This is a genomic window from Runella sp., assembly GCF_027484545.1.
Lineage (GTDB): Bacteria > Bacteroidota > Bacteroidia > Cytophagales > Spirosomataceae > Runella.
Map to the genome: position 1 here is coordinate 1 of NZ_JAIXST010000226.1, position 14,858 is coordinate 14,858.

Annotated in this window: 10 protein-coding genes; 6 read left to right on the plus strand and 4 right to left on the minus strand. The window is 45.3% G+C overall.

The annotated features are described in order from the left end of the window. The first annotated feature begins 95 nt into the window (after nucleotides 1-95). Both Q0081_RS20655 and Q0081_RS20660 read left to right on the plus strand, forming a co-directional pair. Nucleotides 96-527: a DUF6691 family protein gene (locus Q0081_RS20655; RefSeq protein WP_310586515.1), complete on the plus strand. Its 432-nt coding sequence runs from the start codon at nucleotides 96-98 to the stop codon at nucleotides 525-527. Between the two features lie 186 nt (nucleotides 528-713). Beyond that, the gene (locus tag Q0081_RS20660) at nucleotides 714-2,675 is read left to right on the plus strand and encodes a CocE/NonD family hydrolase (RefSeq protein ID WP_298357902.1); all 1,962 of its coding nucleotides are present in this window, start codon (nucleotides 714-716) and stop codon (nucleotides 2,673-2,675) included. A gap of 137 nt (nucleotides 2,676-2,812) precedes the next feature. On the opposite strand, the gene Q0081_RS20665 is transcribed toward Q0081_RS20660, so the two are convergent. Further along, nucleotides 2,813-3,679 carry a DUF1080 domain-containing protein gene (locus Q0081_RS20665; RefSeq protein ID WP_298357905.1) on the minus strand — a complete coding sequence of 289 codons (867 nt, stop codon included), beginning with the start codon at nucleotides 3,677-3,679 and terminating at the stop codon, nucleotides 2,813-2,815. Between the two features lie 283 nt (nucleotides 3,680-3,962). Beyond that, a complete protein-coding gene (locus Q0081_RS20670; protein WP_298357908.1) occupies nucleotides 3,963-6,605 on the minus strand; it encodes a HEAT repeat domain-containing protein in 2,643 nt (880 codons plus the stop codon). A gap of 222 nt (nucleotides 6,606-6,827) precedes the next feature. Between Q0081_RS20670 and Q0081_RS20675 the strand changes: the two genes are divergently transcribed. From Q0081_RS20675 to Q0081_RS20685, 3 genes are all read left to right on the plus strand, one after another. Further along, nucleotides 6,828-7,931: a mannonate dehydratase gene (locus tag Q0081_RS20675; RefSeq protein WP_298357911.1), complete on the plus strand. Its 1,104-nt coding sequence runs from the start codon at nucleotides 6,828-6,830 to the stop codon at nucleotides 7,929-7,931. A gap of 94 nt (nucleotides 7,932-8,025) precedes the next feature. Continuing rightward, nucleotides 8,026-9,456, plus strand: coding sequence for a glycoside hydrolase family 140 protein (locus Q0081_RS20680; protein WP_298357914.1), 1,431 nt, complete (start codon nucleotides 8,026-8,028; stop codon nucleotides 9,454-9,456). 25 nt (nucleotides 9,457-9,481) lie between these two features. Beyond that, nucleotides 9,482-10,690: an FtsX-like permease family protein gene (locus tag Q0081_RS20685; RefSeq protein WP_298357917.1), complete on the plus strand. Its 1,209-nt coding sequence runs from the start codon at nucleotides 9,482-9,484 to the stop codon at nucleotides 10,688-10,690. Nucleotides 10,691-10,722: 32 nt separating this feature from the next. Here the strand turns inward: Q0081_RS20685 and Q0081_RS20690 are convergent, their stop codons facing one another. Both Q0081_RS20690 and Q0081_RS20695 read right to left on the minus strand, forming a co-directional pair. Then, complete coding sequence (locus tag Q0081_RS20690; protein ID WP_298357919.1) at nucleotides 10,723-11,019, minus strand: HigA family addiction module antitoxin; 297 nt, start codon at nucleotides 11,017-11,019, stop codon at nucleotides 10,723-10,725. Nucleotides 11,020-11,134: 115 nt separating this feature from the next. Beyond that, on the minus strand, nucleotides 11,135-12,487 hold the full coding sequence (locus Q0081_RS20695; RefSeq protein WP_298357922.1) for a hypothetical protein: 1,353 nt from the start codon (nucleotides 12,485-12,487) through the stop codon (nucleotides 11,135-11,137). Nucleotides 12,488-12,620: 133 nt separating this feature from the next. Here Q0081_RS20695 and ligA point away from each other — a divergent pair, with 133 nt between their 5' ends. After that, on the plus strand, nucleotides 12,621-14,705 hold the full coding sequence (gene ligA / locus Q0081_RS20700) for an NAD-dependent DNA ligase LigA (RefSeq protein WP_298357925.1): 2,085 nt from the start codon (nucleotides 12,621-12,623) through the stop codon (nucleotides 14,703-14,705). Nucleotides 14,706-14,858: the final 153 nt, after the last annotated feature.

Consider the following 14,858-nt stretch of genomic DNA (forward strand, 5'->3'; position numbering starts at 1 on the left):
GATCAACCCTAAAAAATACTGAAATGCCTTATAGAAAATTATCCCCTGAACTTGTTCAGGAAGAACCGCTGTTTGTATGCGAAGCCCCCAACGACATGGCAAAGCTGGAATCATGGGCTGATAATATCAAATACTTGGTGGTAGGAATCCTGTTCGGGATTGTATTTGTGAAAGCCGAAATCATCTCGTGGTTTCGCATTCAGGAAATGTTTCGTTTGCAAAGTTTTCACATGTACGGCGTCATCGGAAGTGCCGTAGTGGTAGGTATGATTTCCGTGTTTTTGATTAAAAAGTTCAATATCAAAACCTTATCGGGCGAAGAAGTACAGTTCCACCCTAAGAAATTTCAACGGGGACAAATCTACGGCGGATTGATATTCGGCTTAGGTTGGGCCATCACGGGAGCCTGTCCGGGACCGCTGTTTGCTCAAATCGGCAGTGGATATGTAGTAGTGCTTGTGACTCTGCTCAGCGCCATTGCGGGTACCTGGACGTACGGTTACTTTAAAGACCGACTCCCCAATTAATTGCAAAAGCACGAGTTAATGGTTAACCGTTATTCGTTAACCGACTCAATTTTGCTTATTTTTTTATCCTATAATCTGTACATCCATGCTCAAAGGAACTAAATTATACAGCAAATTAATACTAAACTCTTTCAAGCGTAACATCAATTTATTATTTTGCGTAGGTCCTAACTAAATCAATATCCTATGCATCCCTTTCAATTATACCACCCATTACACGCCCTTATTTTTAAAGTAACGCTGTTGAAGAAAGCACACCGGTCGTTTATCGGAGCTGGCTTGCTGCTTTTTCTCTTCTTTACGGCAAATACCTTATTTGCCCAAAGTGCCCGAATCAAAGAAGACTCCATTTACGTTCGAACGCATTATACCAAAATGGAACGGATGATTCCCATGCGCGACGGGGTCAAATTGTATGCTTCCATTTATGTGCCAAAGGATATTTCGACTGGAGCCAAGTATCCCATTATGCTCAATCGGACGCCGTACAGTTCCGCGCCTTATGGTGATACGCTCTATAAAACGTCGTTGGGACCGTCCATGCTGTTTGCCAGAGATGGGTATATTTTTGTGTATCAGGATGTGAGAGGAAAATACATGTCGGAAGGTGATTTTGAGGCGTATCGTCCTTTTATCCCAAAAAAGAAAAACAAAACCGATAATGACGAAAGCTCTGACTCGTACGATACCATTGAATGGTTGATCAAAAATATAGAAGGCAACAACGGCAGGGTAGGGACGTGGGGAATTTCTGCACCGGGCTATTACACCACCATGACTAATATTGAAGCGCACCCGGCCTTAAAAGCTTCTTCCCCGCAGGCACCCGTCACGGACTGGTACATGGGCGACGACCGCCACCATAATGGTGCCTTTTTTCTGATGGGGACGTTTTCGTTTATTTCTTCCTACGGCGCTCCAAGGCCTACACCAAGCCCAAGAGGAAAGCCCGGATTCTCGGCTTATGGCACTCCAGACGGTTATGAATTTTATAAGAATTTAGGTCCGATAAAGAATGTAAATGAGAAGATTTTTAAAGGCGAAAACCGAATTTGGAATCAGTTGATGGAGCACGAAACCTACGATGAGTTTTGGCAATCGCGCACGCCGGTACCACATTTGAAAAATATCAAACCTGCCGTAATGGTCGTGGGAGGGTGGTTTGACCAGGAAGATTTGTACGGTCCTTTGAAAACCTATCAGGGAATTGAAAACAACAAACCTGCTTCGCCTAATTTACTGGTGATGGGGCCGTGGATTCACGGCGGCTGGTCAAGAGGAACGGGCGAATCATTGGGAAATATTCGTTTTGGCTCCAAAACGAGTGAGTTTTATCAAAAAGAAATAGAATTTCCTTTTTTCAATCATTACTTAAAGGACAAGCCTAATCCTGAACTTCCCAAAGCATATATCTTTGAAACTGGCTCCAACGAATGGAAAAAGTACGATCAGTGGCCGCCCAAAAACACGTCTGAAAAGAAATTATACCTGCATCCGAACGGCAAACTTTCCTTTTCACCCACTCCTACAACGGCCCCGGCCTTTGATGAATACACGGGTGACCCCGCCAAACCGGTTCCTTATACGGCTGAAATCCGAAATATCCGAGGCAGTGATTTTATGTACGAAGACCAGCGTTTTGCCGCCACTCGCCCCGATGTATTGGTCTATGAATCAGAGGTTTTAACGGAAGATGTGGCTATCTCGGGCAATGTGTTTGCCAATCTTTTTGTGTCCACCACGGGTACAGATGCTGATTTTGTGGTCAAATTGATTGATGTCTATCCGGGCAATGCCCCCAACGACAGCCCCGAAAACCCGCGTAAGACCATGGGTGGTTTTCAGTTGTTGGTACGGGGAGAAGTGATGCGCTCTAAGTTCCGAAAAAGTTTTACAGTGCCCGAAGCGATGGTGCCCGGCAAAATAGAAAATGTAAAATTTGACATGCAGGACGCGGCGCACCGATTCAAAAAAGGCCACAAAATCATGATTCAGATTCAAAGCAGTTGGTTTCCGCTCGTGGACCGCAATCCTCAGAAGTTTGTGAATATTTATAAAGCCGAAGAAAGTGATTTTCAAAAGGCCAATCATCGGGTGTATACTTCCAGCAATACGGCTTCTTACGTGGGTGTAAGAGTAATTGAATAATCTTAAGCAGTCGCTCGGCTCTGCCGAGTGACCGTTATTATCAGGCCTCCGGCCGTTCTTACCGGAAAGACTGGAAGCCTGATAATAGTCGCCACCACACGGGCGGCCTCGTCGCGGGATGCAAGCGACTGCGATTTTTACTTTTTCTTCTTCCCGTAATCGCAGGTGGAATTGTCGGCTTTTACGTAATAGGATTTGTAATTTTTGGCTTTAGGGTCCATACATCCTTTTAATTCAAGCAGTTCTACTTTTCTGAATTCAACCGGATGGCTTTCGCTTTGAAGCGAGATAGAGCCGTGGTCCAATAATTTACCATTGACCAACAAAGCGGGATCGTGTCCGCTTACGTTGCCGCCGCCCAATTGCGGTTTGTTGTATTCCAATACTTTTTCTCCGTTGATAAAATGTTGAATCAATGAATCGCCCAAGACCAGTACTTCTACCTTTACCCATTGGTCGCCGTCGTAGGTTTGGGATGTGGAATTGATGCAATGTTGGGTGATTAGCTTTCCGTCCATCACCACGTTTGTTCCGGGCGTACACAGGTTACAGGTCGTGCGTTTTTTGCCGTTTCCAAGTCCTCCCAACAATTGAACTTCGATAGAGGCTGGGAAATCCTGATTTTTTCCCATGGTAGCCGCCGGTTGACCGTGCACCATGATGCCGCTGTTGCGCGTAGCCCATCCTTCGCCTTTTGGAGCTTGGTCGCCAACAAATCGGTATTCGACGGCGATTCGGTAATACGAAAAATCGCCTTTGTAGAAGATGTGACCGTATTTTTGCTTGAAATCGTCGTATTGGTCATACTGGACCACCATTTTTCCATCTTCCACTCGGAAGGTTTTGTTGTAGTTGTCGTTTAGGTCATATCCCCGGATTTTTAAATCCCAACCGTCCAGATTTTTACCGTTAAAGAGTTGTTTCCACTCCTGTTTGTCTGCCTTTTTTTGTCCAAAGGTTAGGATGGAAAAAAGGGCTAATGCGGTGATTAGTAATAGTTTCATAGGGAACATTTTGTTGTATAGTGGAACGCTGATTTCCTAATTTAACGTAAATTTGAAAAATGTAATTAGTTGGTTGTGAGTGTTTTATTTTTTTGGACACGGAGTTGTACTGAGCGGTTTGCCATCCCGGTTTTTCACAGAGTTACACGGTATTTTGTACTCCCTCAGTGAAACTCTGTTACGTACTTTGTGAAACTCTGTGGTTAATTTTTAAATAGTTAACCACAGAGTTAATTATCGAACTCACGTATCTTAAAAATCAGCGTTCCATCCGGTTGTTCAATTATTTCTGTTGTGAAAGGAAAGTAAGCAACGAAGCAAATTCTTCATAAGACAGGGCATTGACCAAGCCCGAAGGCATCATTGAATTATCCATTTCCTTACGGCTTACAATATCCGAGGCTTTGATGGTGGTGACCTGTCCCGTAATATCTCGCAAAACTACTTTAGTCGCTGATTCTTCGGTCACAAAACCCATGTACGTCTTGTTGCGTTTGGCCGTAATGAGTACCGAAGAGAAGCCTTGCGAAATAGAGGCGTTGGGTTTCAAAATGGATTCGGCAATTTGTTCACGATTCATAATGGAACCGACTTGACCCATAAACGGCCCTTTCATTACCTCGCCTTTGGCCAAACTGTGACAGGCAATGCAACCCTGTTGGGTAAAGAGCGTTTTCCCCAAAGAAGCATCGCCCTGAATTTTAGCCATTGCCAACATCACATCTTCGATGGAAGCCTCGCCTACCTGTCCTTTTTTATTTCTGATTTTTTCCAAATCCACTTTCACTTCTTCTTTGACAGCCACGGGTTCTTCCTTGCTAAATTCAGGAATATCCAGTCGGAGGCGGCTGTTGAGGTCCACAAAGTATTGTTTGTCCGTCGATTTTTTCCATTCTTCCGTTAAAAAATCTTTGATAGCGGGCGAAGATTCCCACGTAATGGACTTATAATAAGGTCCGTGCGTATCGGGACGAGTACTCCACCACCATGAGCCATCATAGTCGGCTTCTTTTTTATAGAGTCGCGACAGCGTGACCATAACTTGCTTTTTCAGGGCTTCGTTGTTGGTGCGTTGGTACGCACTGAGCAATCCGTCCACGGCTTTGGGGGAATGCATATAACGCAGTGCCCAGAGCGCAATGGTTGAGTTTTGGGTTCCAACGGCTTTTACGCAGGCATCTACGGCATTCAAACTCACCAACGAACGAACCGCAATGTGCGCGGGAATGATGGCTGAATTGGGCGTAGCGTGCGGGCCTTCCGTGCCCATGGCAGGAGCTGCAAAAGAAGCAGGAACTTTCACCTGCAATAAAGCCTCTGCCGCTTCGGGCCGTCCCAAACGACCCAAACCTATCGTGGCTGCCAACTGCACGCGGGGCGACGGGTCTTTGAGTCCGTTTAAGAAAGGTTCGATGGGAACGGTACTGAGGTTGGGCTTTCTGTCTGCCAAGGCGCGTAGTGCAAACTCGCGCATGTCAGTCTCCGCGGCAAGTTGCAGCAAATTTTCTATACCGCTACTTCCCGTTGCCTGTGCGTAGGTGTACATTCCGGCCACTCGAACGGCTAATGGCAATTTTTTATCCGTGACAATTTTCCAAACGGGTTTAATCACTTTCTGAGCCGGGCGGGTAAGCAATTCCTGCTGAGCCGCTAAACGAGCCACACCGCTGCCTGATTTCAACAAGCCAACCAGTTTTGAAATAGACAATTTCTTACTATCCAGAAACGCTTTGTAGGTCCAGTTTTTAGGCACAGCGCGTACCACAAATCCTTTCGCCGGATTTCCCGAATAGCCCGCACCATCCCAAGCCGAAAGATACGCCCGACCCGAAGCATCCACATCCACATCGGTGATTTGGGCTAATTTAATGAACGGTTCTTCCTTTTGGGTATAACTCGCTCCATCAGGAGTAACACGATGAATATAGAGTTGGCTACGACCCCAATCGGCCATCATCGGAACGTTGTTGAATTGCGACGGCCACGTATCATCGTCCATAAAAAAGGAACCCGTACCCGAGCCGCCTCCTAAGTCAATTAAAGCGGGAATAATTTCGTCCGTAAAGTTTTTGAACAAAACCGGATAACCGTACTCTCCCGATTGAATCGGATTACTGAAACGAATATTCCATCCTCCGCCATCGTTGGTGTTATCACGGGTAAACGTGTTCATGAAAGGGTCGATGGCTACGTCATAAATGTTGCGCATTCCGTGCGTATACACCTCCGTTTCAGTGCCGTCGGGTCGTATTCGCACAATGCCGCCGCCCAGCATAGTCATCTTTTTGCCCGAACGGTCGGTGGCATTATGAAATCCAAAATCGCCCACGGCAATGTAGATCCAACCGTCAATCCCCATGCGAATTCCGTTGGTGGCGTGGTCCGTACCCCGACTTTGCAGGAACTTGGGAGAACTGATGTGTTGAATAATGGGCGACGAAGGACCGTCGGCAACACCGTCCTGATTTTTGTCTTCAAAAACCACCAAATCCATGCCCGATGCAATACCGGTTTCGGGAGAAAATACGGTATGTAACACAAAAAGTTGGTCGCCGACGGGCAGAATGCCGCGCGGATTATCGACCATGGCAAAAGTGGTATGACTGTCCACCTTGCCATCGTTGTCTTTGTCAATTAGTTTAATAATACTGCCTTTGCCCGGCTTTTTTCCAAGCGAGCCGATCATATCGACACCCACAAAAACTTCGCCCGTAGGAGCTACGGCCAAACAGGCGGGGCTGGGTGTCAAATCAGCGCTTGTGAAATTGGTAACGGTCAATTCGCCGGGCCAACTTGAGGCGTTGCGAAGGGAGTCTGCCAGAGTCAGAACTTCCTGATTTTTTGCGGACTCCAATTGCCAGAGTTGAGTACCGGTCAGAAAAAGAACGAGGAACGCGGAAAAAACTGCGTAAGTAAATTTAAGCATAGATAGAAGGGAGGTTGACAGTGTATAGTAATGGTATTATTCTCGACTTTTATGGCATAGCGGACATTGAGCTACTATAAGGTTTTTTTCAAAGGAATATAATCAAATTTCAGTGCTTCTTTTGAAATTCATACAGTAGTTCAAGCGCCTTACACTGCTTTGAAATTTTGTTCGAGCCATCAAATTTGTACTTGTTTATTCACTCCCCAAACAATCAAACGCATGAAAAATTCACGCAGAAACTTCATCAAAAAAAGCACCTCTCTGGCGGCTCTTACGGTAGGAGGAATGGCACATGTTAAAGTAGATGCAAACCCATTATTCCTTAGTAAAGACGCTGGTATGCAGTTGTGTGAAGCGTATTTTAGCGGGATGAATGAACAAAAAATTGCGTTGACCAAACAGTTGGATGTGCTCGGTGCCGTAGGCGGTATCAGTCCCGGTATGGTAGGGCTCAAAGATACGAAGCCTTGGGAGTTGACCGCTGTCAAGGCCGTTAAAGAGGCGTGGGAGAAAGTGGGGCTTAGCCTAAAGGTCATTGAAGGACCGCCTTCGCTGGGCGAAAAAACCAAACTGGGATTGGCCGGGCGCGACGAAGAAATTGAGAATTTTATGACGTTGATGAAGAACCTGGCGCAGGTCGGTATTGATACCATTTGCTATAATTGGATGCCCGTCATCGGTTGGTACCGCACCCAAAACGACCGCCCCGGACGCGGCGGTGCGTTGGTAACGGCCTTTGATTATGAAGCCATTAAAAACTTACCACTCACTCAATACGGCGAAGTGTCCAAAGAGACTTTGTGGAAAAATCTGGAGTATTTTCTGAAAGCGGTGGTACCTGAAGCGGAAAAAGCGGGAATCAAATTGGCGATGCACCCCGACGACCCGCAGGTAGACAGCATCCGGGGCATTGGACGTATCATGAATACCGTGGATTCATTTAAACGATTGCTGGAAATATACCCCAGTCCTAACAACGGCATTACGATGTGCCAGGGAAATTTTGCGCTCATGGGCGAAGATATTCCTTCACTCATTCACTATTTTGGGAAACGCAATAAAATCCATTTTGTCCATTTCAGGAATGTGCGAGGGGGGAAATTTAATTTTGAAGAAACCTTCCACGACGAAGGCATCATCGACATGTACGAAGCCATGAAAGCCTATTACGAAGTCGGTTTCAAAGGCCCCATTCGCCCCGACCACGTACCCACTATGGCAGGCGACAGCAACCAAAACCCGGGCTATAGCACCATCGGAATGCTATACGCCATCGGCTACATGCGCGGACTGATGGAGGCAGTGAGTAAGCGTAAATCATAACCTTGGGTAGTTGAGAAAATAGGGAGTGAAGTCGTTACTGTTGACTTTATTACTAAAGTATTCCTACCTTAGCTATTTCAAAAACTGCTGTTTCATGCCATTTTTAACTTTGTATACGCTGTTTTTCCTTTTTGCTTTACCCTTTCTTCGTGCCCAACCGGCTCCCAAACAGGCGCAGTGGTCAAAACTTTACATTGCTCCTGATAAACGAAACATCACGCGCGGTGACGGAAAACCGTTTTTCTGGTTGGGAGATACCGCTTGGGAATTGTTTCATCGGTTGACTCGGGAAGAAGCCGATTTTTACCTAAAACGTCGTGCCGAACAGGGATTTACGGTCATTCAGGCAGTGGCGTTGGCGGAGTTTGACGGCTTGACGCAACCTAATCTCTACGGTCAGTTACCGCTTAAAAACAATGACCCTACGCAACCCAACGAACTGTATTTTCAGCACGTTGACTATGTCATCAACAAAGCCGCTTCGTTGGGTCTGGTAACGGGCCTGTTGCCGACGTGGGGCGATAAATTCAGTAAAAAATGGGGTGTCGGTCCCGAAGTTTTTACTCCTGAAAATGCCCGCATTTATGGGGAATGGTTGGGCAAACGCTACAAAGGAAAACCCGTTATCTGGATTTTGGGCGGTGACAGAAGCCCCGAAACGGAGAAACATTATGCCATTATCAGAGCCATGGCCGAAGGGATTCGGGCTGGAAACGGAGGTACGCAATTGATGACTTATCATCCGACGGGGAATAGTAACTCGGCGGCCTTTTTTCACAAAGACAATTGGCTCAGTTTCAATATGTATCAATCGGGACACTCGGCCAAAAACACGAAAAATTACGTGATGCAGCGGCAGAATTACCAACTGTTTCCCGTCAAACCTACTTTGGACGGAGAGCCGCGTTACGAAGACCATCCTGTGGATTGGAAACCGGAACAGGATTATTTCAATGCGCACGATGCCCGACAGGCAGCGTGGTGGGCGATGCTCGCGGGAGGATGCGGACATACGTATGGTGACCACGATATTTGGCAGTTTTTTGACCCCAATCGCAATAAACCCGTTTCATCGGCTCGTACGCATTGGCTGCGTGCCATCGACCACGACGGCGCGTGGCAAGTGGGTTATTTACGAAAACTGTACGAATCGCACCCGTGGAATCAGCTTATTCCCGAGCAATCGTTGTTGAAAGGGGACAATCCCGACGATGCCGGCTATCAAATGGCGGCTTTGGGCGAAAACAAAGATTTTCTGTTTGCATACACTCCAACGGGACGACCGTTGAAAATTGATTTAGCAAAACTAACTACCCCTCAACTGGTGGCCTATTGGTTCAATCCGCGCGACGGGGTCAGCACCAAAATCGGTGATTTTACCAACGAAGGTGTCAAAGAGTTTAAGACCCCCGTCGCCTGTCCTACCTGCGATTGGACGTTAGTCATAGACGATGCCGCCAAGCCCTGGGCAGGATTTGGATTGCCAAAAAGTTTACCTTTGACTGGAACCGGTAAACCAAAATAACTGTAAACTGTGGACTGTAAACTGAATGAATTTCCCCCTTTTTGTTGCCCGCCGTTATTTTACTTCCAAAAAGAAAAAGAGCTTTATCAGCTTGATTTCCAATATCTCCATGCTCGGTGTGGGCGTGGGGACGATGGCCTTGGTGATTGTGATGTCGGTATTTAACGGCATGGAAGAATTGAACCGTCAGTTATTTCGGAGTTTTGACCCGGATTTGAAAATTACTCCCGCCAAAGGCAAACGATTTACGATAACACCCGCTCAATTGACCCAAATCCAACAAACGGAAGGGGTGAAGTTTGCGACGCAGGTGGTCGAAGACAATGCTTTGGCGAGCTACGGCGACCGAAAAGTAGTGGTAAAACTCAAAGGCGTGGATGAAACTTATACCCAACGGCATCAATTGGACACGTCGATGATTGAGGGCAAATTGTCGCTAATGGAAGATGGAGAACCCAAAGCCGTCGTAGGAGGTACAGTGCAGCAATTGTTGGGAATAAACACGAACGACATTCTCACGCCGCTCGAACTTTGGTATCCACGTTCTGATACAAAAACCTTGAATTTGAACTCAACAGATGCGTTTAATGAGCAAATCATTCGCGTGGGTGGGGTGTATATGCTCGAACTTCGCTTCGACGATTACGTCATTGTTCCTTTGGATTTTGCCACCGAATTGCTCAACTACGGGGCGCAACGCTCCGCCTTGGAAATTCAAATCAAACCAAATGCGGACCCCGACCAAGTGAAGCAACTGTTGGTTGAAAAACTGGGAGAAAAATTTCAAGTCCGCACCCGCGACGAACAAAACGCGGATTTACTTCGCGCCATTCGCATCGAAAAGCTGTTTGTTACCGTGACATTGATACTGATTGTGTTGGTAGCGGCGGTTAATATTTTCTTTTCGCTTTCCATGCTTGTCATCGAAAAACGCGACGATATTCGGATGCTGTTTGCCATGGGCGCTACGGCTGCGACGGTGAAGCGCATTTTTCTTTTTGAAGGCAGTTTGGTGGCGTTGACGGGCGCGATTGTGGGCTTAGTGTTGGGCGTGGTAATTTGTTGGTTGCAACAAACCTACGGCTTAGTTTCGATGGGTATGGTGAGTTCGTTGGTGGATGCTTATCCCGTCAAAATGGAATGGCCCGATTTTGTAATTACTGCCCTGTCCGTAATCGCCGTGACGATTACGGTGTCCTATTTGCCGGCAAAAAGGGCGGGGGAGATGGGCTGACGCTTATCTCGCTAAACTTGGACTCTGAACGCTTAGGCAACGTTTTGATTGAATGCTTTGATTGATTCAAGCATTGTTCCTTTTGCGGAAATTTCTTCAATATCAAAATCATCCTGTAAGCCAAGCCAAAATTTAGCTGAATTTCCAAAGTATTTGCTGAGCCGTAATGCGGTATCTGCGGTAATTCTGCGATTTCCTTTGACGATTTCTGAAATTCTGGTTTGGGGAATTTCAATGTCTTTTGACAGTTTGTACGCTGAAATAGCAAGAGGAATCAGAAACCCTTCCAATAGAATTTCTCCGGGGTGAATATTTTTTAATTTTTCCATTTTAATGATAGTCTATGATTTCAACTTCGGAAGCGTTTCCTGCTGTCCATTTAAAAACGATTCGCCATTGGCTCTAAGTGCTTCATTACAAGGCTGAACGGGTCGCATAATTCTTTTAGATTATTGTATTGAGTAGAGATTTATTGTCTTTTTCAAGAATAATTCTTTCAATCATTGATTTAGAATAGTGGGGTAACTTTTTACTTTTCCGGACCTGTTCAAGCAAATTTTCTAACTCTTCATTTGAATTACGTTCTGAATCAAACAATGATGCTTCTTTTGCATCAGCTATTGTTAACGGATCTTCATTCTCAATTGTTGAATCAAGTTCTTTGTAAAGTTTCTTCAATTCATTCCCATATTCACGCCAATAATCGGTTAAAGCAACCTTAGGCGGTGAAATATTACTGTCAAAAGTGGCTTTTTGTATAGTGAAATCAATTTGAATGTCTTCAGGTGATCGTTGAATGTATGGATTCTCGTCAGTTGATTTCCAAAATGAAAAATCTTCTCCTCCAGGTTTTTCATAAATGCAGTCATTTACGACTTTAATAACCGCGACACTTACAAAATACTTTGATATTTTCATTATCTGTTGAGTGTAGAGGCTTTCGTCTTCCAGCTTAGACAATGCCCCTGTCCCGATATAAGCAAAGCGACGCGGCAGAGTAAAGTCAAATTCTAATTTATCAATGGTTTTATCAAATAAACCAGATTGCTCAATTCGACATTGATAGATAGTTTCAATGTATTTATCAGTATCGAAAGTATGTAAATATATTTCTTCGCCAATGGTTTTAAATTTTGAGAATTCACTGTCTTTCACGGATAATAATTGAATGATTTGTTCTTTTTCCAAATGGTCCATTTTCCTGCCTACAAGCGTGACAACTTTTAGCAATGCGATGTCAGCCGTTGTCTTTTCTGCATCTCTTGTTTGTAGTTTCTCATAAATTTCCACTTTGGTTGGGTCAAACTTAGAACAATACTTGGTTTTGATATTTTCAAGGTAGTTTTCTATATCGCTGTATATAACATCATTTGTGCGGCATTTAATAGATATTGAAGCCTCTAAATTGAAGCCGCCAATAGCATATTTGGTGAAGTTATGACTGCCTATCCAAATCTCAGCGTCTTCGTCGTTCAGTTGAAATAATAGAACTTTGCTGTGAAGTAGATTTGTGTTTTTGGTGTATTCTAAAGGCGATTGGCGATACAAATGCAAATAAATTTCTTTGACTCCTATTTTACTAAATTCTGCTATTTTTCTAATATTCGTCGGCAATTGAATGTCGGCACAAAAGAAAGAATTAGGTTTCAATAACGCACTTGCGAACGAACTGAGAAAGCCGATATCTATCGTCCAGAAAGCAGTACAACCCTTGAATACCTGACAGGTTTCAAATAAATGCTCTAACCTTGATTTTACACTGGAGTTGGTAAGTGTTGGCACTAACTCTATTTCCATATACGTACCCTAATTTTATAAAATGAGAAAAGCGAAGATAGAAATTTATTGAGTAATCTAATGGAAACTTCCTTTGTTTGAAAAATAAGCTTCCCTAACTTCGCGAGTACCAAATAAGCTACCAAACTACCCCATGCACAGCCCTGCCGAACGCATTGACCAACTGACCGACTTATTAAATCATTACAATTACCGCTATTATCAGGATAGTGTTTCCGAAATCAGTGATTTTGAGTTTGACAAATTGTTAGCGGAATTAACTGAACTCGAACGCCACTACCCGGAGTTAATGCGGGAAGATTCGCCCACGGCACGGGTAGGAGGGACCATTACCAAAAATTTCAAAACGGTTTTTCACCGCTTCCCGATGCTTTCGTTGGGAAATACGTATAGCGAGCAAGATCTGCGCGACTTTGACGAGCGTGTTCGGAAAGGACTCAACGGAGAAGCCTACGAGTACGTGTGTGAGTTGAAATTTGACGGTATTTCGCTCAGTATGACCTACGAAAACGGCGTACTGAAGCAAGGCGTAACGCGCGGAGACGGTACCCGTGGGGATGATATTACAGCCAACGTACGAACTATAAAATCGTTACCGCTTAAAATAGGCTCACGAACTCAGAATTCGGATTCGCCAATCACAAATTTCGAAGTGCGCGGTGAGGGTTTTATGCCCATTTCGTCGTTTGAAAAACTCAATAAAGAGTTGGAGGAGGCCGATGAGCCCACCTACGCCAATCCTCGCAATGCCGCTTCCGGAGCGTTTAAATTACAGGACTCCGCCGAGTCGGCGCGGCGGGGATTGGATTGTTATGTTTATTATTTTCTGCCGGACGAAGCTGTTTTTGAAACCCACTCCGATAGCCTGTTGGCGCTCAAAAGTTGGGGTTTCAACGTGTCGCCGAGTTGGAAGAAATGTGCTGATATAGAGGAAGTATTGGCTTACATTCACGAGTGGGAAACAAAGCGCCACAGCCTTCCTTTGGCTACGGATGGGATTGTGATCAAGGTTAATTCCATTGTGCAACAGCAGGAACTGGGTTTCACGGCCAAAAGCCCGCGTTGGGCCATTGCGTTCAAATACAAGGCAGAAAATAAACCGGGCGTGTTGCGTTCGGTTTCCTATCAGGTAGGTCGTACGGGGGCGCTGACGCCCGTGGCTCATTTGGACAATATCAATGAGGACGGCAAAGGGCTGCAATTGTCGGGGACGCGCGTAAAGCGGGCTTCACTGCACAATGCCAATGAAATTGAGCGCCTTGACTTACGCATCAACGACGTGGTTTTTGTGGAAAAAGGTGGAGAAATCATTCCTAAAATCACCGGGATTGATGTTGAGCAACGGCACAGCCGACTGACGTTTGCCATTACGTATCCCACTCATTGCCCCGAATGCGGAACGGAGCTTGTGCGAAAAGAAGGGGAAGCCAACCATTATTGTCCCAACGAACGCGGTTGCTCGCCGCAGTTGCGCGGCAAGATGGAGCATTTCATTCACCGCAAAGCCATGAACATAGATAGTTTGGGCGAAGGGAAAATTGAATTGCTGTTTGACAAAGGCTTGATTCAAAACCCCGCTGACCTCTACGATTTGACCTACGAGAAGCTGTTTGGGCTGGAAAAAGTCATTACGGACGAGGAAACAGGTAAAACGAAAAAGATTGGATTTAAAGAAAAAACCGTTGAAAATATCCTGAAAGGCATTGAGCAATCCCGAAATGCGCCTTTTAAACAGGTCCTTTTCGGGATTGGAGTCCGATTTGTGGGAGCAACGGTAGCGGAAAAACTGGCGGCCTATTTCCGAAACATAGATGCGCTCATGGCGGCAGATTTTGAGGCTTTGTGCCAAGTACCCGAAATCGGCGGAAAGATTGCGCAAAGCATTGTCGAGTACTTTGCGGATGCCGACAACCGCGCTTACATCGAACGCCTTCGCGCGGCGGGTGTGAAAATGGAAACCGACGATGCACCCGTGGTAATGGAATCCAATTCATTGGAAGGTAAGTCGTTTTTGTATACGGGTACTTTTGCGAGTATGAGTCGTGAAGAACTCGAAAACCGAATCGAAGCCAACGGCGGGAAATTGGTCAGCGGCGTATCGGCCAAACTCAATTTTCTGATTGTCGGCGAAAAGCCCGGGGCTTCAAAATTGGATAAAGCCGCAAAATTGAACGTAAAGATGATTTCAGAAGAGGAGTTTTTGGAAATGTTGGGGTAAGTTATAGTTTAACAATGTAGCTTACACGCATTTGTATAAAAATAGGTATTGTAAATAAAAGTGGCATTTTGTTATCTAAGCAGCTTGCTGCCAAAACTGTTGCCATTTATGGTTAATTTCTACCGTTTTGAGAATAGCAAGACTTTCCGAACC